Raw genomic sequence first — 18,985 nt, 5'->3', positions numbered from 1 at the left:
AGATGGTAGCAAGCAAGGCGGCGGATCCCGGCCTTGGATCCCGGTCTCGGATCGCGGGCGGTCAGCCGGCCAGGTGCTTGCCGAAGAACTCGGTGAGCCTGGCGACGGCGGGCGTGACGTACTCGTCCCTGTCGTACAGGTCGATGTGGGTGGCGCCCTCGATGACGAACAGTTCCCTGGGCTCGGCCGCCCTCTCGATCGCCTCCCGGCTGAAGTAGGCGGTCTCCGCCTCCGAACCGGCGATCATCAGCAGGGGCCGGGGCGAGATGAGCCGGATCATCGCGTACGAGTCGTACTGGGCGAGCAGGTCGACACTGCGCAGCACCCACCCCTGGTCGGCGCGGGGGTGATGGCCGCGCGGGGTGCGGTAGAACTCGTACGTCTCCCGGAACTGCCTGGTGGCCGTCTCCAGCAACTCCTCGGCGTTGTCGGGGATCCACGCCTCCAACTGCGGGGCCGCGCCGCGCGCTTCCGCGGTGCGCAGTTCACCGGCCCGGTCGAGCATGGCATCGAGGACCGCCGGGTCCTGTGTGCGGCCCAGTCCCTCACGGATCACCGAGCCCATGTCCGCGGCGCTGACCGTGGCGACGCTCTTGATGCGGTGGTCGGTCTGCGCGGCGAAGGGGACGTAACCGCCGGACGCGCAGATGCCCAGAGCCCCGATGCGGTCCGGGTCGATGTCGGCACGGGTGGTCAGGTAGGACACGGCGGACTTGATGTCCTCGGCCCGCTGGAACGGGTTCTCCAGACCGCGCGGCTCGCCCTCGCTCTCGCCCTGGTGGGCGGCGTCGAAGACAAGCGCGGCGAACCCGGCAGCGGCCAGACGCTCGGCGTAGATGCTCGGGCTCTGCTCCTTCACGCCGCCTCCGGGATGGGAGATGACGACGGCGGGCAACCGGCCGCCGACGTGGTCATCGGGGGTGTCGGGCGTATCGGGGGTGAAGAGAATCCCGGCGAGAGTGAGGTTGTTGCTGGGGAAGGTGACGTCGGCCTTCATGTTTCTGCGTCTCCTGGGTGCGGGTGCGGGTGCGGGTGCGGGTGCGGGTGCGGGTGCGGGTGCCGGTGCCGGTGCGGTGCGGAAGTGCTGTGACGGCCTCGGGGAGGCCCGTCCGCCGGTCATGTCATCGACGCTCCCACGCGGTACGCGGGTGGGTAAGGGGCGACTCCTGTCCTCGGACAACCCTGTCCTGGGACACGTCAGGCCCCCTGTCACGGGCATGGCTGTCTGTAAGACTCGTATCCATGAGCAGCGGCAACGCGCACCCCGGCGAGCTGGGTGCCTTCCTCAAGGCGCGGCGCACGGAGCTGGGCCCGGCCCAGGTCGGGCTGCCCGATTCGGGCGGCCGGCGCAGGGTCAAGGGGCTGCGCCGGGAGGAAGTTGCCCTGCTGGCGTCGATCAGCCCCGACTACTACACGCGCCTGGAACAGGGCCGCCGCCAGGCCTCCGAACCGGTGTTGGACACCCTCGCGCGTGTTCTCCGGCTCGACGACAGCGAGCGTGCCTACCTGTTCGAGCTGTCGGGCAAGGACGCCGCCCGGCCCCGCCGGCGCACCACGCAGAAGGTCCAGCCGCAGCTACGGCGTCTGCTGGACGACCTGGCCACCACACCGGCCGTCGTCCTGGGCCGGCGCACGGACATCCTCGCCTGGAACCCCATGGCCGCCGCCCTGTTCACCGACTTCGCGCGGATTCCCGAGAACAAGCGCAACTTCGTACGGCTGGTCTTCCGCGACCCGGCCATCAGGGCGCTGTACCCGGACTGGGACTGGGTGGCACGGACGAGCCTGGCCCAGCTGCGTATGGAGGCCGCCCGTGACCCGCAGGATCCACGGCTGGTCGAGCTGGTGGGCGAGTTGTCGCTCCAGGATCCCGACTTCCGGCGGTGGTGGGGCGCCCATCGCGTCGCCGTCCAGGGCACGGGCACGAAGGTCCTGAACCATCCGGTCGCGGGTGAGCTCACCCTCGACTGGTCCTTCCTCACCTGCACCGCCGATCCCGACCAGCAGCTCATCACCCTGACCGCCGAACCCGGCACCCCCAGCCACGACCGTCTGCGCATCCTCGCGTCCTGGGCCGCGCAATCGGCCGGCCACTCCGCGGCGGACCACTAGACGCCGGCGGCCTTGCCCGGCGGCGGCTGCTTCACGCGGTGACCTTGGCGATGAACGCGCCGAGGTTCGCGACGGTCCGCTGGATCTTCTCCTCCAGGGTCAGCGACTCGGGGAGCCGCGCGCCGACGCCCGCGTCCTTCTTCCCCCGTACGTACAGGGGGCAGGCGAGGTCGCTGCACATGTAGGCGCCCACGGAGTTGCCCTGCTGCCCGGCCTTGCCCGCCTTCGCGGCGACCATCAGCGAGACGCCTCCGGTGTGGGTGGTCAGGCATATCGAGCACATGCTGCGCCGCGTCTGCCAGGAAGCGGCGCCGGTGCCGCGCAGTGCGAGCGCCACCGGGCGGCCGTCCAGCTCGGTGGCGAGGTAGGCACGGTCGGGGGCCTGGGGGTCGCGCCAGCCGAGGAAGTCCAGCTCGTCCCAGGGCCGTTCGGCCAGGTCGCGGGGGACGGACAGGCGCTTCGACTCGCCCTTGGTGCAGTTCACGAACGCCGTACGGATCTCTTGCTCGGTCAGAGGTTTCATGAGAGGCAGGCTAATTTGCCTAAAGATGTTAGGCAAATGCATAATGGTTGTCGGCAATAGAGAGGACGGTTATGGTTCGAGTGGGGCTGACCACGGAGCGTCTGACCCGGGCGGGGGCGGAGCTGGCCGACGAGGTCGGCTTCGACCAGGTGACCGTCTCGGCGCTCGCCCGGCGGTTCGACGTCAAGGTCGCGAGTCTGTACTCGCACGTGAAGAACTCGCACGACCTCAAGACGCGGATCGCCCTGCTCGCGCTGGAGGAACTCGCCGACCGGGTCGCCGCTGCCGTGGCCGGGCGGGCAGGCAAGGACGCGCTGGCCGCCTTCGCGGACGCCTACCGCGACTACGCCCGGGAGCACCCCGGTCGCTACGACGCCGCCCGGCTCAGGCTCGACCCCGAGACGGCGGCCGCCAGTGCCGGGGTGAGGCACTCGCAGATGACGCGGGCGATCCTGCGCGGCTACGACCTGACGGAGCCGGACCAGACGCACGCGGTCCGGATGCTGGGCAGCGTCTTCCACGGATACGTGAGCCTGGAGATGGCCGGAAGCTTCAGCCACACCGCCGTCCCCTCGCAGGAATCCTGGGCCTGGACCCTGGACGCCCTCGACACCCTGCTGCGCACCTGGACCACGACCTGAGGCGATGAACGAGGCAATGAACACCGAACACGACTGGATCACCACGCCCGTCACCGCGGACTTGCTGCGCGGTTTCCTGGATCTGGAACAGACCCCGCACGGCCTGCTGCCCCATCGCCTGCCCGCCCGGGCTCGCCGCCAGATCCCCGACGACCAGCTCGCCGTGGCCGAGGCCCAGCCCTCCGGCGTGCGGTTGGCCTTCCGCACCAGGGCCACCACAGTCGAACTGGACACGCTGCCCACCAAGCGGGTCTACCGAGGTTTCCCGGCCCCGGCGGACGGCGTGTACGACCTGCTGGTCGACGGCCGTCTCACCGCCCAGGCCACGGTGGCCGGCGGCAACGTACGCACGATCGTCGACATGGTCACGCAGTCCGCCGAGCTGACCGAGGGGCCCGCCGGCACGGCCCGGTTCGCCGAACTGCCCGCGGGCGACAAGGACATCGAGATCTGGCTTCCGCACACGGAGATCACCGAGCTGATCGCCCTGCGCACCGATGCCCCCGTCGAGCAGGCGCCGGACAACGGCCGCAAGGTATGGCTGCACCACGGCAGTTCCATCAGCCATGGCTCCAACGCGGCCCACCCGACCGCCACTTGGCCGGCCCTGGCCGCAAGCCGGGGCGGTGTGGAGCTGGTCAACCTGGGGTTCGGCGGCAGCGCGCTGCTCGACCCGTTCACCGCGCGTGCGATGCGGGACACCCCCGCGGACCTGATCAGCCTCAAGATCGGCATCAACGTCGTCAACGCCGACGCGATGCGCCTGCGCGCCTTCACCCCCGCGGTCCACGGGTTCCTGGACACCATCCGCGAGGGGCACGCGACCACGCCGCTGCTGGTCGTGTCCCCCGTCCTGTGCCCGGTCCAGGAGGACACCCCGGGCCCCCTCGCGCCCGACCTCGACGGCGGGACCCTCCGGTTCAAGGCCACGGGCGATCCCGCCGAACGCGCCGCCGGGCGTCTGACGCTCAACGTCATCCGCGACGAACTCGCCCGGATCGTCGGACAGCGGGCGGCCGACGACCCGAACCTGCACTACCTCGACGGTCGCGACCTCTACGGCGAGAAGGACTACGCCGAGTTGCCGCTGCCCGACGAGGTCCACCCCGACCCCGCGGGACACCGCCGCATCGGCGAGAACTTCGCACGGCTCGTCTTCGGCGACGGCGGCCCCTTCGCCACCGGGACCGGGACCGGTCTGACCGATCGCCATCCGTGAGCCGCCGGGGGACGGGGAGCCGAGGACTTCCCGGACCCCGGTCGGCGCGGATCGCACCGCCTCACCCGGAGCGCCGAAGCCGAAGGAGATTCCCGTGCCCTATGTGGCCCTGGCCCTGCGCTGCCTGATCGGCGTCGTCTTCCTGACCTCGTCGCTGAGCAAGGTCGCGGGCCGAGGGCGTTTCCATGCCTTCGCCGAGTCCCTGCGCACGATGGACCTGCTGCCCGGGGGCTGGGTCGGGGCGGCGGCGCGGATCATCGTCGTGGCGGAGTTCGCCACGTGGATGCTGCTGGTGGTGAGCCCGGCCGCCGGGTTCGTGCTGGCGGCCACGCTGCTGACCGTGTTCGCCGTCGGCATCGCCCATGCCGTGCGTCGCGGCGTCCACGCGCCGTGCCAGTGCTTCGGCGGTACCTCCGTACGTCCCCTGGGCCGCCCGCACGTGCTGCGCAATGTTCTGCTGGCGGCCGGGGCAGCCGTGGGCACCCCGGCCGTGCTGCTGCCCGGCGAGCTCCGGCCGGCCGGAGCGTGCGTCGCGGCCCTGGCCGGACTGTGCGGCGCCGGCCTGGTCGTGCTGCTGGACGACTTTCTGGAACTCTTCGCCCCGGCCGTCCCGCCAGTGGGCCGGGGAGGCGGCCGGGGAGACCGGGACGACAGACCGCCACGTGAAGACCGGGCAGCTGACGGCTCAAGACAGACAACAGCTCAGAACAGCTGACAGCCCAACACAGCTGACAGGTCAAAACAGATGACAGTCCATGGGAGGACTCATGCCGTTCCTGATCGTCGCCGTGGTGTTCGTGGGGCTGTTGTGCGCCCTGGACCTGACGCTCACTCTGGGCGTGGTCAAACGGCTGCGGGAGCACACGGAACTGATCGGCAATCTCAGCGGCCGCGCCTCCATAGGTGTCGGGGAGGAGGTTGGCGAGTTCACCACTGTCACCGTGGACGGCACTCCACTCAGCCGTGAAGGGCTCGCGGACGACACGCTGGTGGGCTTCTTCTCGCCCGGTTGTCCGGCCTGCAAGGAGGAGCTGCCCAAGTTCGTGGAGTACGCGAGGGCCATGCCCGGCGGACGCGAGCGCGTGCTCGCCACGGTCGTCGGTGACGTCGCACGGACCACCGACATGGTCGCCCAGCTCACACCGGTGGCGCAGGTGGTGGCGGAACCGGCTCAGCACGGGACCGTGGGCCCGGCCTTCCAGGTCGCGGCATTCCCGTCCGTCATGAGGGTGGGGGCGAACGGTGGCGGCCGGTCGGTCGTGACCGAGGCACGGGTCGACCTGGACCGACGGCCGTCGCCCGCCGCATGAGCGAGAAGGCCCCGGTGCGTCGGGAGAGCACCCCGATGCCGAGCGTCCCGAGCCGGTTCACGGCCGCCGTGTCCCTGTCCGTACGGGCCGCTCCCGTAGCCTTCGCCGCGCACACCGCCCTCACCCTGGTCACGAGCGTCACACCGGTGGTCTCGGCGTGGCTGATGAAGCTGGTCGTCGACAACATCGTCGACCGGGGGCCGCGTGGCACTCTGCTCGCACTCGTCGCGGGGCTGGCCGCGGCCGGTGTCGGTACGGCGACGCTGCCCCAGCTCATCCAGTACCTGCGCGGCGAACTCGACCGTCGTGCGGGGCTGTTGACCCAGGACCGGCTGTTCACCGCGACCAACCGCTTCGTGGGCCTGGGACGGTTCGAGGACCCGCGTTTCCTCGACCGGCTGCGGCTCGCCCAGCCCAATGTCGGAATGAATCCGAACGACGTGGTCGGTGGCGGACTGAACGTACTGCGGGCCCTTCTCACCCTGACCGGTTTCGTCGGCACGCTGTTCCTCCTGGGCCCGGTCATGGCCGTACTGCTCCTGCTGTCGGGCGTTCCGATGCTGGCCGCCGAGATCTCCCTGTCACGTCGGCGGGCCCGGATGATCTGGAAGGTGGGGCCTGTCGAACGGAGGGAGTTCTTCTACGTCGACCTGCTGTCCAGCGTGGAAGCGGCCAAGGAGATACGGCTGTTCGGAACCGGCGGATTCCTGCGCGGCCGGATGCTGGCGGAGCGAAGGACGGCCAACGCGGCCAAACGGGCGATGGACCGGCGGGACGTCGTCGTCCAGGCGGGGCTCGCGACACTGACCGCGGCGGTCTCCGGCGCAGGGCTGGTGTGGGCGGTCGCCGCCGCGCACAGCGGGGCCCTCTCGAGCGGTGACGTCACTGTCTTCGTGGCGGCGGTCGCCGCCGTACAGGGCTCGCTGTCCATGATCGCCGGCGAGATCGCCCGTTCCCATCAGGCACTGGAACTGTTCGGCCACTACCTGGTCGTCACCACCGCGGGTCCCGACCTGCCGACCAGGGCGGAGCCGTGCCCCCTTCCCGTCCTGAGCCGGGGCATCACCCTCGACGACGTGTGGTTCCGTTACGCACCAGGCCACCCCTGGGTGCTCCGCGGGGTCACCCTGCACATCCCGCACGGAGGGGCGCTGGCCCTCGTCGGCCTGAACGGGGCCGGGAAATCCACCCTGGTCAAACTCCTGTGCCGGTTCTACGACCCCACGCGCGGCACGATCCGCTGGGACGGCGTGGACATCCGCGAGGTCGACGCGGCGGAACTCAGACGGCGGATCGGTGCGGTCTTCCAGGACTACATGCACTACGACATGACGGCCGCCGAGAACATCGCCCTCGGCGATCTCGACGCCCTCGACGATGCTCCCCGGCTGCGGACCGCCGCGCTCCGCGCCGGAATCCACGACACGATCAGCGGGCTGCCGCACGGCTACGCGACCTTGTTGTCGCGGACGTTCTTCATGACGGCGGACACTCCGGAGGCCCCGGACACGGCAGGCTCGCCGGACCGGGGCACGGACGGGGTGGGCACCGGGGTGTCCCTGTCGGGCGGGCAGCAGCAGCGGTTGGCACTCGCCCGCGCGTTCCTCCGCGACCGCTGCGAGCTGATGATCCTCGACGAGCCCTCCGCCGGCCTGGACGCGGCCGCCGAGCACGACCTGCACAGGTCATTGCGCCGGCACCGCGAGGGACGTACGAGTCTGCTCATCTCGCACCGGCTGGGCGCGATACGGGACGCCGATCTCATCGTCGTGCTGTCCGAGGGCAAGGTCGTGGAACGGGGCGACCACGCCGCCCTCCTGGCCGCGGAGGGCACGTACGCGAGGCTGTTCGCGCTGCAGGCGGAGGGCTACCGGCCCCACGGCACGGATGCGCCGCTGCCCGCGTCCACTGCCACTGCCACGACGAGGAACCACTGAGAGCCGACAAGGGGAGAGCATGGGAAGAAGGTTGCCGCTCCTCGCGTTCGGCGTGGCGGTCACGGCCGCCATCGCCGCACTGACGCGCCGAGTGCTGGTCTCGGTCACCGTACGCGGCGCGAGTATGGAGCCCCGCCTATCACGACGGCGACCGGGTCGTGGTCCTTCGTGTCCGCCGGCCGTCCCGGGGGCGGGTGGTCGTGGCGGAACGCCCCGGGCCGGGAAACAGCTGGCTCCGCCCAGCGCTGCCGCCCGGCGCGGGGGCGGGCGCCGTGCGCGGGCGAGAGTGGATGATCAAGCGTGTGGGCGCCGTGCAGGGGGACCCGCTCACTCATGCCGGTCCACGGCCGGGCCAGGGCGCGGCCGCTTCCGCGCACTCCCGGCCGGACCGCGTACCGTCCGGCAGCCTCGTGCTGCTCGGGGACAACGCACGGGCGAGCGTCGACTCGCGGCAGCTGGGGTGTGTTCCCGCGGCGCGTGTTCTCGGTGTCGTCCTGCTGCCCCATGCGGCACACCGAGGGCCCGACCCCACCACGTCCCCGCGGGGCGGATGGACGATGGCGGACCGTCGAGGCACATCCTGAGCTCCCCTGTCCTGAGAGCCCGAGGCCACCTACCCTGACAGTCGGCCCACACCATCACCATGCGAACGCCTCCGGCGAGGGCCCGGGACGGGGGAAGATCTCGTTGGCCGCGGCTGTGGAGGCGGTGCCTCCCGCGACTCCCAGCACGCCGATCGCACGGAACGGGTACGCCGCGAGCTGTCCCCCGGTGATCTCGCGGAGCCGCTGGAGCTGCCCGACCCCTGGGTCGCCCATGTGCCGCTCGTACACATCGAGGTGAATCCCACGCCAACAGCCCGCACACGCAGCCGCCCGGACAGGCCGTACACACCTGTCCGGGCGGAGGTTCGTCGGTCGCGTCGTCGCCGACGGGATCAGCCGATCGGCGCGTACACCACGCCCAGCTTGTCGATCTCGTCGCCCGAGCGGCCCGTGAAGCCGACGATCTGCCAGCCGGCCGGAGCCGTGTAGGTCACCGCGTCGGAGGTGGCCGAACCGGCCGTCACCGTACGGGACTTGTCGGTGGTGAAGGCGGCCGAGAAGACCCGGGTCCGGCCGTCCTTCTGGCCCCGGGTGAGCTTGACCGAGGTGAGGTGCTCACCGGCGGCGAGGGTGAGTGAGGCCGCCGTACCGCCCGTGCCGCCGTGCGTCAGGGACGTACCGCCGTCGAGCGTGAGCGACACCGCGTCCAGGCGGGAGGCACCGCGCAGCGTCAGCGTGCGCGGCGAGGGCGTGGCCGGGAGGTTGTCCGCGTCGTTGAAGGCCGTGCCGTGCGGGCCGCCGAACGTGTCGCTCGCCCGGAGGTTGGCCGGCAGCGTCCAGGAGAAGTCGACGGTGTGCGGGAAGTGGTCGGAGAGGTTGCCGCCCGCCGAGTCCAGGAACTTCGCCCACTCGTTGTTGTAGCGGCTCGCGGAGAGGTTCACGAGGTCACTGCCACGGTAGAGGACTTTGTCCACGACCTCGCAGGCGTTCGTGGGCGCGGTGGTGGGGCAGACGATCGCGTCGCTGCCCTGGGCCGGGGCGTTTCCGCCGCGCACCAGCTGGACCCACGCGTCGGTGAGACCGTTCGCGGTCGACAGCAGGCGGATGTTGTCGCCCGCGCGCGTGTAGCGGGTGTTGGTGTCGCCCATGACGATCACCGCGTTGCCCGAGGAGTTCGCGGTGATGAAGGCCGAGAGCTGTGCGACATTCGCGCGGCGGGCGGCGTGGGCCTCGGCCGTGTCGTCCGCGTTCGTGTGCACGTTGTAGAGGTCGACGAAGACGCCCTCCGCCAGCCGGACCCGGGCGAGCGAAAAGCCCTTGGGTGTAAGGCAGTTGGTGCCCGTGCAGTCGTTCCACCGCACCCGCTCGAAGTCGTCGAACGCGTAGTCCGAGAGGGTGTTGAGCCCGTCGCCGAAGGGCACACCGCCACTGGTCGCCGTGCGGTACGGGTGGTTGTCGCCCGCGTACAGCGCCGCATGGTAGTTGAAGTCCTCCTGCACGTTCACTATGTCGTACGCCCCGAGACGCGGGGCGAGCAGCGGGGTGTTCACCTCCGGGTTCCCGGAGCTCAGCAACTCCGGGAGGCCCGCGACGTTGTACGTGAGGACGTTGAAGGTGCCGGAGGAGGGGGCGGCGGCAGCGGCGGGGGTCGAGGCGGCGGCAGTGAGCCCGGCGAAGGCCAGCGCGCCGGCCATCAGGGAGCCGATGAGTCTTCTCATGGTGGGGGTGTCTCCAGTCGGAGGAAACAGCGGGGAGGATCAGGGGGACGAGCGGAGGAACCTGAAATGCCGGAACCTGAATGTTGTTCAGGTTCAAGGTCAACCAGTGTGACGGACAAGGGCAGTTGGGGGAACAGTGGGAGACGAGGCGACCTGCCGTGTCGGTGTCGCCCTGTGATCACCGTGGTGTCGACCAAAGTTCATGTTTCGCATCGAGTCTCCATACGCGCGTCCGCACCGGCGGCGCTCGACACAGGAGGCCGACATGGGGCACAGCCACGGGCATGGACACGGGCACCACCATCACGACCACGACCACGCTCACGAGGGCGGTACGAGCCTTCCGGCCGCCTTCGACACCTCCGTGCCCGACGAGGCCCTGACACCCGACCAGCGGTCGCGCCGCTCCATGCTGCGCCGCGCGGGTCTGCTCGGCGCGGGCCTGGCGACCGCCGGAGTGCTCGGCGGTGCGACGAGCGGGACGGCCGCCGCCGCCCAGCCGGCGTCCGGTGGCCGGAGAAAGAAGGGCTTCCTCTGGCTGGCGGGCGACCACCACATCCACACGCAGTACAGCAGCGACGGCAAGTACCGCGTCGTCGACCAGGTCCGTCAGGGCGCCAGGCACGGCATGGACTGGCTGGTCATCACCGACCACGGCAGCACCACGCACGCCAAGATCGGTGTGGACAAGGTCAACCCGGACATCAAGGCGGCCCGTGACGCCTACGAGGACACCCTCGTCTTCCAGGGCCTGGAGTGGAACATCCCGGGCGCCGAGCACGGCACGGTCTTTGTGCACCCCGGCAAGAACGAGGTCTCCGTCCTCAAGCAGTTCGAGACCGACTACGACGGCAGCGTCAAGAACGCCTCCGGCTCCTCGCCCGCCAACGAGGCGCTCGCCGTCGCGGGTCTCGCCTTCCTCGGCGACCAGGTGAAGCGGCGCAAGGTCAAGGACGCGCTGATGCTCGCCAACCACCCGGCGCGTCGCGGTGTCGACTCCCCGCACGAGATCCGCGCCTGGCGCGACGCGACGCCCGCGAGCCACCAGATCGCCGTCGGCTTCGAGGGCGCGCCCGGCCACCAGGCCGCCGGTATCCCCGCGCCCCTCGGCATGGGCCGGGCCCGGGGCATCTACGACAACAACCCCAGCGTCGACTCCTTCGCCGGCTACCCGCCGGAGAGCTACCGCACCTGGGGCGGCTTCGACTGGATGACCGCCACCGTCGGCGGCCTGTGGGACAGCCTCCTCGCCGAGGGCAAGGCCTGGTGGATCAGCGCCAACTCCGACTCGCACCAGGTCTACGCGGACACGGCCGCGCGCGGCGGCGGTGACTTCAACACCAACGGCCGTTACGACGACCCGGTCTACGCCGGGAAGATCGACATCACCCAGGGCGACTACTGGCCCGGCCAGTACAGCCGCACCCACGTCGGCTCCGACGGCTTCTCGTACGCCGCCGTCATGGACGGCATACGCGCCGGCCGCGTCTGGGTCGACCACGGCCAGCTCCTCAGCGGCCTCGACGTCCGCCTCTCCGGCGGCAGCCGCTGGGCCACCCTCGGCGGCGCCCTGCACGTCAAGAAGGGCACGAACGTCACGCTCACCGTGGAGATCGCTCTCGCCGACGGCCCCAACTGGGCGGGCTTCACACCGAAGTTGGCCCGCGTGGACGTCATTCAGGGTGACGTCACCGGACCGGTCGCCGACAAGGACACCTTCACCGCGCCGACCGCCAAGGTCGTCAAGTCGTACGAGGTCAACAAGTCCACCGGCACGGTCCGGATCACGTACTCCCTCGGTCGCGTCGACCGCCCGCTGTACGTCCGCCTGCGCGGCTCCGACGGCAAGCGGTCCGCCGTCGGCTCGCGGGGTGCGGCCGTCGACCCCGCCGGTCCCGCGATCGACGTCGTCGGCGACGCCGACCCCTGGAACGACCTGTGGTTCTACTCGAACCCCGTGTGGGTCCTGCCCGCGTGAACCAGCACGTCATCACGGTCGACACCGACGTGCGCGACCTGCGTGCGGCCGACCACCTGCTGCTGGAGCTGGCAGCCGAACTCGCCCTCGCGGAGGGCGGGTTCGGCTGTACCCACCTGGTGCGGGGGGAACGGCCGCGGGTGGTGCTGTCGTTCACGACGGCGTCCGGGGAGGCCGCGCGACTGCTCACGGCCAAGGGGTACGAGGTGACGACCGGCGCGCCCGACGAGGTGGGCCGGGCCGTCGTCTACCCCGGGTCGGCCGCCCTGACCGGCACGGTGACGGTCGCGGAGCTGCTGTCCGGCTCCGCGATCGACCGCGTCACAGTACTGGGGTCGGCGGGTGAACCCCCGCCGGGGCAGGGGGTGGTGACGAGGGATCACGTCCGCCCGCAGTGGCAGGACGGCGAACTCGTCCTCACCCTCATGCCCGCGGTGGGAGGGGTACTGGTCCCCTTCGAGGTCCCGGACCCTACGCCGTGCTGCGCGGACCACTGACCGACGAGATGAAGCCCGCCCAGGCGTCGGGGGAGAGGGCGAGCTGAGGCCCGCGGCTGTTCTTGGAGTCGCGGACGTGGATGGCGGCGGGGGAGGCGGCGACTTCGACGCAGTCGTCGCCTTGCGAGCCGCTGTAACTGCTCTTGAACCAGGCGAGTTCGGTGGTGGTGCTCATAGCGCTCCTCGCATCTCCCGGAGCAGGCTCACGGAGTCTTCGGGCGTGAGAGCCTGTGAGCGCATCTTGGCATACCGCTGCTGGACCAAGCTGATCTCTTTCCGGTCGGAGATCAGAACACCGGTCTGCTGCCCCTCGGAGTACGCGAACCACTCGTGCTCCGGGGTCTCCAGCAGCCGCACCGGGCCGTCAAGGCCTGCGTGATTCGCCTGCCGCAGGGGCATCAACTGCAACTCGATGTTCCAGTGCCGGTCGTTCAAGTCCAGCAAGTGGTCGAGCGTCTCCCGTGTGACGTTCTCACCGCCCGTATGCCGTTCCAGCACGGCCTGCTCGATGATGAAGCTGAACGCCGTCGGCTGCTCCCTGCGCGTGCTGAGCAACTCCTGGCGGGCGAGCCGCGCGGCCACGCGCTGCTCGACCTGTTCCTCGGTCGGCAGGGGCGGCACGCTCCAGATCACTGCCCGGGCGTACGCCTCCGTCTGCAACAGGCCCGGCACGACCCGGCATTCGTACGTATGCAGAGTCACCGCCTGCTCCTCCAAGTCCGCCCACTTGCGGAACCAAGAAGCCAAACCCGGCTCCCGAGTCGCATACTTGGCAGCCGCCCGCAGCACCCCGAACGCATCCAACACCTCCTCCGCCCGCTCCACATACACCCGCGGCGGTAAGCGGCGCCCCTGCTCGATCGACGCCACCGTCGACGGCTGGTACCGCACCAGCGGGGCGAACTCCTCCTGCGTCAGACCCGCCCGCTTGCGGAAAGCCTTGTGGACCAGCCCGAACGTCTTCAAACTGTCCGACGGCTCGGGCTCGTTCGTCGTGCTGTTGGTCATTCCGACATGGTCACGGAACGTCACGCGTACTGTCCACAACGTGAACTCGTACGGTGCCCAGCGTACGAGTGGCGGAGCTGGTCGACGGCCCGTCGCCCCGGGACCGTTGACCCATGCAAGGAGACATCCGGGTCCAAGTGCCCGACACCGTACGTACGTTCACGCAGCTCTTCAGTTGCACCCCGCGAGGGGCCCGGCTCGCGCGGCGGCTGGTCGCGAACCGGATGGACGTGTGGGGGTTCGCCTACGACAGCGAGGCGAGCGAGTCCGTGACCCTGGTTGTCGCCGAGCTCGCGGCGAACGCGGTGCGGCACGGGCGGGTGCGGGGCCGCGACTTCCGCGTACGGCTGGTGCTGCGGGACGACGAGGATGTCGTACGTATCGAGGTCGCCGACGGGGGACCGAGCGGCGGCCGGTGCTCCAGGAGCCGTCGGACGAGGGCGGGCGCGGGCTGCTGATCGTGGCCGCGCTGGCCGAGAAGTGGGGTACGGACCTGTGCCTGGGCGGGACCTACAAGGTGGTGTGGGCGGAGGTCCGGGTGCCGTGCCGGTGACACCGGTGGTGGAGCAGCCGGCTGGAACTGTGGTGAGGGTCCCAGCCGACGTCGCTCCCCCAGGAAGAAGGTACGGAAGCGGCGGCGTGGCGAGTCTCCACTTCCCGCCCGGCCCGTCGCCGATTCGCGCCCAGAAACCGGGTAACTCTCCAGTGGGTCAATCGATATACCGATAAATGCCCGGGCGAGTCAGGGAGCGGTTCGATGAGCGGTGGCGCCTTACACGTACACCAGGCCACTGTCGGTGAGTTACAGATGGCCGCGTCCACGGTCCTCGCGCCACTCGCGGTGACGGCACCAAGGCCGGTGGCAGGTACGGGAGTTGAGGCGAACGTGTTCCGGGCCGACATCGACGCGGCGGTCGTCGGACGGGCGGCGGTGGCGCGGATCCGTGGCTCGGGGCATCTGGTCCAGCGGTCGGCGCGGGCGATCTCGTCCACCGACCCCGAGCTGCTGAAGATCACGCTGCACAGGTCGCCCGAGCCCGCCGCGGTGGACCAGGGCGGCATCCAATCCCGGGCGCACAGCGGCGACTTCGTGGTCTTCGACATGACACGCCCGTACCGATTAGCCGTCGCCGACGACTGTGACGTCATGGCCGTCGGCATCTCGCGCACCGAACTCGGGCGGCACGCCGACACCGTGGCAGCCCGGGCGGCCCGTCGCCTGCCCGCCGACACCGGTGCGCAGGCGGTGCTCGCCGCGTTCCTTCAGGGACTCGGCAGCCACCTCGACGAACTGGCGGGCCCGGCCCAGGCCCACGCGGGAGATGCCCTGGTGTCCCTACTCCTCGCGGCCTTCACGGAGACCGAGCCGGGCCGGATGGACACGGCCACCGAACTGGTCGACCGCATCCGCGTCTACGTGCTGGCGAACATCTCCGACCCGTCCCTGTGCGTCGGCTCGGTCGCGGCGGCCCACGGCATCTCGGCCCGCCAGCTCCACCGCCTCTTCCACCGCACCGGCATCCCCTTCGCGGCCTGGCTGCGCGGCGAACGCCTCGACCGCATCCGCCGCGACCTGCTCGACCCCGCCCATGACGGCCGTACGACAGCCGCCGTCGCCGCCCGCTGGGGCCTGCACGACCCACGCCACCTGGCCCGAGCCCTCAAGTCCCAGTACGACATGACGGCCCGCGACCTGCGACGGGAGCGGTGACCCGGTTACCAGGGCCTCTCTGACGGGCTCTAGATCACGCAGCCGTTCAGGCCGGGTACGCCGTCGATCCAGTTGGTGTTGTTCTCCACGTAGTAGCTGGAGATGATCCCGTACTTGTCCCAGCCCCGCGGCGCGACCATGACCCAGTAGGGGTTGCCGCCGACCGTCTGGCCCGGGACCTGGCAGTACACCAGCACCTCGTCCCAGGAGTTGATCTGGCCGATGACGGTGGGGCAGTTGGAGGTGCTCGGTGAGTGGACGCAGTTGCCCTCGTTGATGTCGCGGACGTTGACCCCGTCCGCCCACACGCCGTACCAGCCGCGGCCGTGCCCATCGGCTGCGGCGCTCTGGGCGGTGGTGATCGTGAGGGCGAGTGCTCCGGCGGCGGCGAGCGCTGCGGTCATCTTGCGCATGACGTTCCTTTCGATGCCGTGGCGGGTCGGACTGCGGGTTGGTTCCGTACTCGTCGCCCCGCACTGTAGGCAGGCCCGGGAGGCTCTGGTCCCTGACATCTGTCAGGGACCAGAGCCTTGGAACAGGAGCAATGCTTGGCCACTTGGAAGCGGCCGGACGGCAACAGCCGCCCGGTAGTTACTGAGACGGAGGAAGCTTTGAAGGCACGGTTCCGCAAGAAGGCCGGCGTGGGCGTAGCGGCACTGCTGATGACGGCGGGCATGGGTGTGGCCTCGGCACCACCGGCGTCGGCCGCTCCGGCGGACTGTCCCAGGGGATACGTCTGCGTGTGGAACAACGACGTGGCGTGGGGCGCGCCGACATGGAAGTCGACCGGGAACCTGTACAACCTGCACTCGGAACACGGGATGTACATCCTCAACAACGGCGTGCGCTTCCCGGGCGCGGACCACATCCGGTTCCGCGTCAGCCCCCCGTCGGGCGAAAACATCACGGGGTGCCTGCACTACCCGAACGACCCCAACGTGGACATCTTCACGGGCCCCATCACCCTGCACAGTGCGGAGTGGGGCGGCGAGTGCTGAGCTGATCGCCGGCGCTCGCACAGGCCACGGGGGTGCCTGTGCCAGTGCCGCGAGTGAGGGCGTCACGCACGGCAGGACCCCGGCCCACCCCGGGGTCCTGCCGTCCTCACCCGTTCACACCCGTGTAGTGCCGAAGGCTCCACCGCCACAGCAGCCGCGACCCCAGATAGGCCGCGGCGCCGAGCAGGGGTGACACGGCCGCCAGCCAGTACGGGACAGCGGTGTCGTGCCCGGTCAGCACCGCCGCCGGGAAGTACGCGACGAACGCCAGTGGCAGGCCGAACGTGAGGAAGCCGCCAACAGCCTTGGGCAGCACGTTCAGCGGATAGCTGCCGAACGTGCCGAGCAGCTCCTCCAGCCAGCGACCCCAGTAGTCGGCGGCAGGGAAGCGCAGCGAGGCGCACGCGACCGCCGTGAACATGGCCGCCTCCAGGAGCATTCCGCCGAGGACGCAGACGACGAGGTACGTGATCCGGGTCGCCGTCCAGTCCAGGTCGCTGCGGCTCAGGGCGCCCGCCATCAGACCGGCCGCCACGGTCAGGTCACCGATCGCGTTCGTCGGGAAGTAGGACAGCTGCAGCTGGCGGTAGACCGGCATCGGGCGGACCAGATACGTGTCGATCACCCCCTCCTGGATGTGCCGCGCCAGACCGTGCACCCGCCCCAGGAACAGCACGAACAGTCCGTGCGCCAGCATCCGCGTCGCCGGGATCAGCAGCACGTCCGAGCTGTCCCAGCCGCCCATCCCGCTGAACCGGGTGAGCAGCACGGTCGCGAACACGATCACCGACACCTGCCAGACCGCGCCGATCGCGATCATCATCAGGAACTCGGAGCGATACTCCAACTGGGCACGGAAGTTGAGCCGGGTGATGCGCCAGACGACGCGAAGAGCCTTGGCCGACATGTCAGCCTCCCTGCGAGATCACGCGCCGGGCGGCCCGCCGCCACAGCAGCCGGGTGAGCAGGGCGAGGGCCACCACCCAGGCGGCCTGTACGGCCAACTGCGGGCCCGCGTCGGACAGTTCGATGCGGCCGACGTACAGGGACAGCGGCACGCTCAGCGTCGCCTGGAACGGCAGGAAGCCGCTCATGGTGATGAACCAGTCCGGGAAGAACCACAGCGGCGCGTACACCCCGGACAGCAGGTTCTGCGCGAAGATCAGGATCAGCATCGCGGCGCCGTTGCGGAGCGTCCAGAAGCAGAGCTGGTCGATGGCGAGCATCACGTAGTAGAGAACCCACTGCCCAAGGAACGCGCTGACCGCGAACACCCCTGCCACGGCAGCCGACTTGGGCGGCTCCACGACTCCGGCGGCCAGACAGATCACGTATCCGGCGAGCACCCACACCAGCCCGTACAGCTGCTCGCCGAGCGCCCGCAGCGCGTAGTAGCGCTGGGGCGGGAGCGGGCGCAGATACCAGTAGATGATCGTGCCGAAGTGCATGTGCTGGAGCACGGTGTCCCGGCCCGCGTACTGGTCCAACTCCCTTATTCGGGTGGCCAGTACGGCCAGAACGGCATACGTGACCGCCTGGTCCTTGGTCAGGCCGGCCGTCGTGCCGGTGGCCGAGTACAGGCCGTGCCACAGTGAGGCGACCAGCACCACCTGCACCGTGAGCCGGAGCAGCGCGGCGGTCATGCGTGGCGGGGTGTGGAGTTCGCCGAGCGGGGTGACGCGGGCGGCCCGCCAGCCCTGGAGGACGGCCATGGTCACTCGTCGCCCGCCTGGACGTACGCGGCACGCATCACGTCCTCCAGGTCGGCCTCGTCCAGCGCGATGTCGGTCACCTCGTACCGCTCGATGACCTGCTTCAGCGCCTGGTGCATGGCAGGCGCCGTGGGCCCGTCGGGTCCGAACACCACCTGCGGGCCCTCGTGGCGCACCAGCACCATCCCCGGCAGCGCCTCGACGGGCGCGTGCGGGTCGGCGAGGGTGACCCGCACCTGCCAGGTCGAGCCGAACTTGCGCCGGATCTCGTCCAGCGTGCCGTCCAGGACGAGCCGCCCGTGGTTGATCAGGACGACCCGCTCGGCGAGCCGCTCGACCTCCGTCATGTCGTGCGTGGTGAGCAGCACCGTCCGCCCGCGCTGCTCCACCTGGTACCGGAGGAACTCGCGGACCTGTTCCTTGACCACCACGTCCATGCCGATGGTGGGTTCGTCCAGGAACACCACCCGCGGATCGTGCAGCAGCGCCGCGGCCAGGTCGGAGCGCACGCGCTGTCCGAGCGAGAGGTGCCGTACCCGGGTGTCCCAGAAGGAGGACAGGTCGAGCAGCTCGTCGAACTCCCGCAGACGCGTGCGGTGTTCGTCCTCGGGAACGTCGTAGATGTCGCGCAGGATCGCGAAGGACTCCCGCACCGGAAGGTCCCACCACAGCTGGGTGCGCTGCCCGAACACGGCCCCGATGTTGCGCGCGTTGCGCTCGCGCTCCTGGTACGGGACCACGCCCGCGACCCGTGCCTCGCCGGACGTCGGGGTGAGGATGCCGGTGAGCATCTTGATGGTGGTGGACTTGCCCGCGCCGTTCGGCCCGAGCAGGGCGAGGAGTTCGCCGGGGGCGACGTCGAAGGTGATGTCGGAGACGGCGTCCTTGGCGACCCGTTCCGGATTGACGAGAGACCTGACGGCGCCCATGAGACCGGGGCGGCGCACGGTGGTGTGGAAGGTCCGGGACAGGCCACGGACCTCGATGGAACCGATCACGCGGGGAACCTCCGGGGGAGCGGGAGACACACGGACACGGCCGTCCGGCTGGGGGAGCCGGACGGCCATGTGACCGGT

The 18,985-nt window shown here is 70.3% G+C and carries 22 protein-coding genes; 12 read left to right on the top strand and 10 right to left on the bottom strand.

Features of this window, described 5'->3' with window-relative positions; translation table 11 throughout:
• Positions 1-61: 61 nt before the first annotated feature.
• Complete coding sequence (locus QF035_RS14045; protein ID WP_307520603.1) at positions 62-997, bottom strand: alpha/beta hydrolase; 936 nt, start codon at positions 995-997, stop codon at positions 62-64.
• Positions 998-1,242: 245 nt separating this feature from the next.
• Here QF035_RS14045 and QF035_RS14040 point away from each other — a divergent pair, with 245 nt between their 5' ends.
• Positions 1,243-2,112: a helix-turn-helix domain-containing protein gene (locus tag QF035_RS14040; protein WP_307520602.1), complete on the top strand. Its 870-nt coding sequence runs from the start codon at positions 1,243-1,245 to the stop codon at positions 2,110-2,112.
• A gap of 31 nt (positions 2,113-2,143) precedes the next feature.
• On the opposite strand, the gene QF035_RS14035 is transcribed toward QF035_RS14040, so the two are convergent.
• Complete coding sequence (locus QF035_RS14035) at positions 2,144-2,635, bottom strand: FBP domain-containing protein (RefSeq protein WP_307520601.1); 492 nt, start codon at positions 2,633-2,635, stop codon at positions 2,144-2,146.
• A gap of 71 nt (positions 2,636-2,706) precedes the next feature.
• Here QF035_RS14035 and QF035_RS14030 point away from each other — a divergent pair, with 71 nt between their 5' ends.
• The 6 genes from QF035_RS14030 to QF035_RS55765 all read left to right on the top strand — a co-directional run bounded on the left by QF035_RS14030 (position 2,707) and on the right by QF035_RS55765 (position 8,326).
• Positions 2,707-3,276, top strand: a complete 570-nt coding sequence (locus QF035_RS14030; RefSeq protein ID WP_307520600.1) for a TetR/AcrR family transcriptional regulator — start codon at positions 2,707-2,709, stop codon at positions 3,274-3,276.
• A 16-nt stretch (positions 3,277-3,292) separates the two neighbouring features.
• Positions 3,293-4,495: a GDSL-type esterase/lipase family protein gene (locus tag QF035_RS14025; RefSeq protein ID WP_307520598.1), complete on the top strand. Its 1,203-nt coding sequence runs from the start codon at positions 3,293-3,295 to the stop codon at positions 4,493-4,495.
• A gap of 94 nt (positions 4,496-4,589) precedes the next feature.
• Positions 4,590-5,210: a MauE/DoxX family redox-associated membrane protein gene (locus QF035_RS14020; RefSeq protein ID WP_307520597.1), complete on the top strand. Its 621-nt coding sequence runs from the start codon at positions 4,590-4,592 to the stop codon at positions 5,208-5,210.
• 52 nt (positions 5,211-5,262) lie between these two features.
• Entirely contained in the window at positions 5,263-5,805 is a 543-nt protein-coding gene (locus QF035_RS14015) for a hypothetical protein (protein ID WP_307520596.1), read from the top strand.
• Positions 5,802-7,742: an ABC transporter ATP-binding protein gene (locus tag QF035_RS14010; RefSeq protein WP_307520595.1), complete on the top strand. Its 1,941-nt coding sequence runs from the start codon at positions 5,802-5,804 to the stop codon at positions 7,740-7,742. Before QF035_RS14015 ends, QF035_RS14010 begins: the two co-directional genes overlap by 4 nt.
• Positions 7,743-8,032: 290 nt before the next feature.
• Positions 8,033-8,326, top strand: coding sequence for a S26 family signal peptidase (locus QF035_RS55765; RefSeq protein ID WP_373466646.1), 294 nt, complete (start codon positions 8,033-8,035; stop codon positions 8,324-8,326).
• Positions 8,327-8,380: 54 nt separating this feature from the next.
• Here QF035_RS55765 and QF035_RS14005 read toward each other — a convergent pair whose 3' ends face one another.
• Both QF035_RS14005 and QF035_RS14000 read right to left on the bottom strand, forming a co-directional pair.
• A complete protein-coding gene (locus tag QF035_RS14005) occupies positions 8,381-8,560 on the bottom strand; it encodes a hypothetical protein (protein WP_307520594.1) in 180 nt (59 codons plus the stop codon).
• A gap of 119 nt (positions 8,561-8,679) precedes the next feature.
• Complete coding sequence (locus QF035_RS14000; RefSeq protein WP_307520593.1) at positions 8,680-10,005, bottom strand: jacalin-like lectin; 1,326 nt, start codon at positions 10,003-10,005, stop codon at positions 8,680-8,682.
• 265 nt (positions 10,006-10,270) lie between these two features.
• On the opposite strand from QF035_RS14000, the gene QF035_RS13995 reads away from it, so the two are divergent.
• Both QF035_RS13995 and QF035_RS13990 read left to right on the top strand, forming a co-directional pair.
• The gene (locus tag QF035_RS13995) at positions 10,271-11,983 is read left to right on the top strand and encodes a PHP domain-containing protein (RefSeq protein ID WP_307520592.1); all 1,713 of its coding nucleotides are present in this window, start codon (positions 10,271-10,273) and stop codon (positions 11,981-11,983) included.
• On the top strand, positions 11,980-12,480 hold the full coding sequence (locus QF035_RS13990) for a hypothetical protein (protein WP_307520591.1): 501 nt from the start codon (positions 11,980-11,982) through the stop codon (positions 12,478-12,480). The genes QF035_RS13995 and QF035_RS13990 overlap by 4 nt, the downstream gene beginning before the upstream one ends.
• On the opposite strand, the gene QF035_RS13985 is transcribed toward QF035_RS13990, so the two are convergent.
• Together QF035_RS13985 and QF035_RS13980 are read right to left on the bottom strand one after the other, a co-directional pair.
• Complete coding sequence (locus tag QF035_RS13985) at positions 12,455-12,655, bottom strand: DUF397 domain-containing protein (protein WP_307520589.1); 201 nt, start codon at positions 12,653-12,655, stop codon at positions 12,455-12,457. The genes QF035_RS13990 and QF035_RS13985 overlap by 26 nt on opposite strands.
• Positions 12,652-13,488 (bottom strand): helix-turn-helix domain-containing protein, encoded by an 837-nt coding sequence (locus QF035_RS13980; RefSeq protein ID WP_307520588.1) that lies wholly within the window; start codon positions 13,486-13,488, stop codon positions 12,652-12,654. Before QF035_RS13980 ends, QF035_RS13985 begins: the two co-directional genes overlap by 4 nt.
• Before the next feature lie 113 nt (positions 13,489-13,601).
• Here QF035_RS13980 and QF035_RS13975 point away from each other — a divergent pair, with 113 nt between their 5' ends.
• Positions 13,602-13,946 carry an ATP-binding protein gene (locus QF035_RS13975; protein ID WP_307520587.1) on the top strand — a complete coding sequence of 115 codons (345 nt, stop codon included), beginning with the start codon at positions 13,602-13,604 and terminating at the stop codon, positions 13,944-13,946.
• A gap of 350 nt (positions 13,947-14,296) precedes the next feature.
• Positions 14,297-15,199: an AraC-like ligand-binding domain-containing protein gene (locus QF035_RS13970; RefSeq protein ID WP_307520586.1), complete on the top strand. Its 903-nt coding sequence runs from the start codon at positions 14,297-14,299 to the stop codon at positions 15,197-15,199.
• Between the two features lie 29 nt (positions 15,200-15,228).
• On the opposite strand, the gene QF035_RS13965 is transcribed toward QF035_RS13970, so the two are convergent.
• Positions 15,229-15,612 carry a hypothetical protein gene (locus tag QF035_RS13965; protein ID WP_307520585.1) on the bottom strand — a complete coding sequence of 128 codons (384 nt, stop codon included), beginning with the start codon at positions 15,610-15,612 and terminating at the stop codon, positions 15,229-15,231.
• A gap of 135 nt (positions 15,613-15,747) precedes the next feature.
• Here QF035_RS13965 and QF035_RS13960 point away from each other — a divergent pair, with 135 nt between their 5' ends.
• Complete coding sequence (locus QF035_RS13960; RefSeq protein WP_307520583.1) at positions 15,748-16,197, top strand: peptidase inhibitor family I36 protein; 450 nt, start codon at positions 15,748-15,750, stop codon at positions 16,195-16,197.
• Between the two features lie 106 nt (positions 16,198-16,303).
• On the opposite strand, the gene QF035_RS13955 is transcribed toward QF035_RS13960, so the two are convergent.
• Genes QF035_RS13955 through QF035_RS13945 form a run of 3 tightly spaced genes read right to left on the bottom strand, consistent with a single transcriptional unit; the run spans position 16,304 to position 18,907 of the window.
• On the bottom strand, positions 16,304-17,104 hold the full coding sequence (locus QF035_RS13955) for an ABC transporter permease (protein ID WP_307520581.1): 801 nt from the start codon (positions 17,102-17,104) through the stop codon (positions 16,304-16,306).
• A gap of 1 nt (position 17,105) precedes the next feature.
• Positions 17,106-17,909, bottom strand: a complete 804-nt coding sequence (locus QF035_RS13950; protein WP_307520580.1) for an ABC-2 family transporter protein — start codon at positions 17,907-17,909, stop codon at positions 17,106-17,108.
• Between the two features lie 2 nt (positions 17,910-17,911).
• Positions 17,912-18,907, bottom strand: coding sequence for an ABC transporter ATP-binding protein (locus tag QF035_RS13945; RefSeq protein WP_307520579.1), 996 nt, complete (start codon positions 18,905-18,907; stop codon positions 17,912-17,914).
• Positions 18,908-18,985: the final 78 nt, after the last annotated feature.

The sequence above is a fragment of the Streptomyces umbrinus genome (assembly GCF_030817415.1).
Taxonomy (GTDB): Bacteria; Actinomycetota; Actinomycetes; order Streptomycetales; family Streptomycetaceae; genus Streptomyces; species Streptomyces umbrinus_A.
Note: the sequence above shows the minus strand (reverse complement) of the source record. Positions and strands in the feature narration are given on the sequence as shown.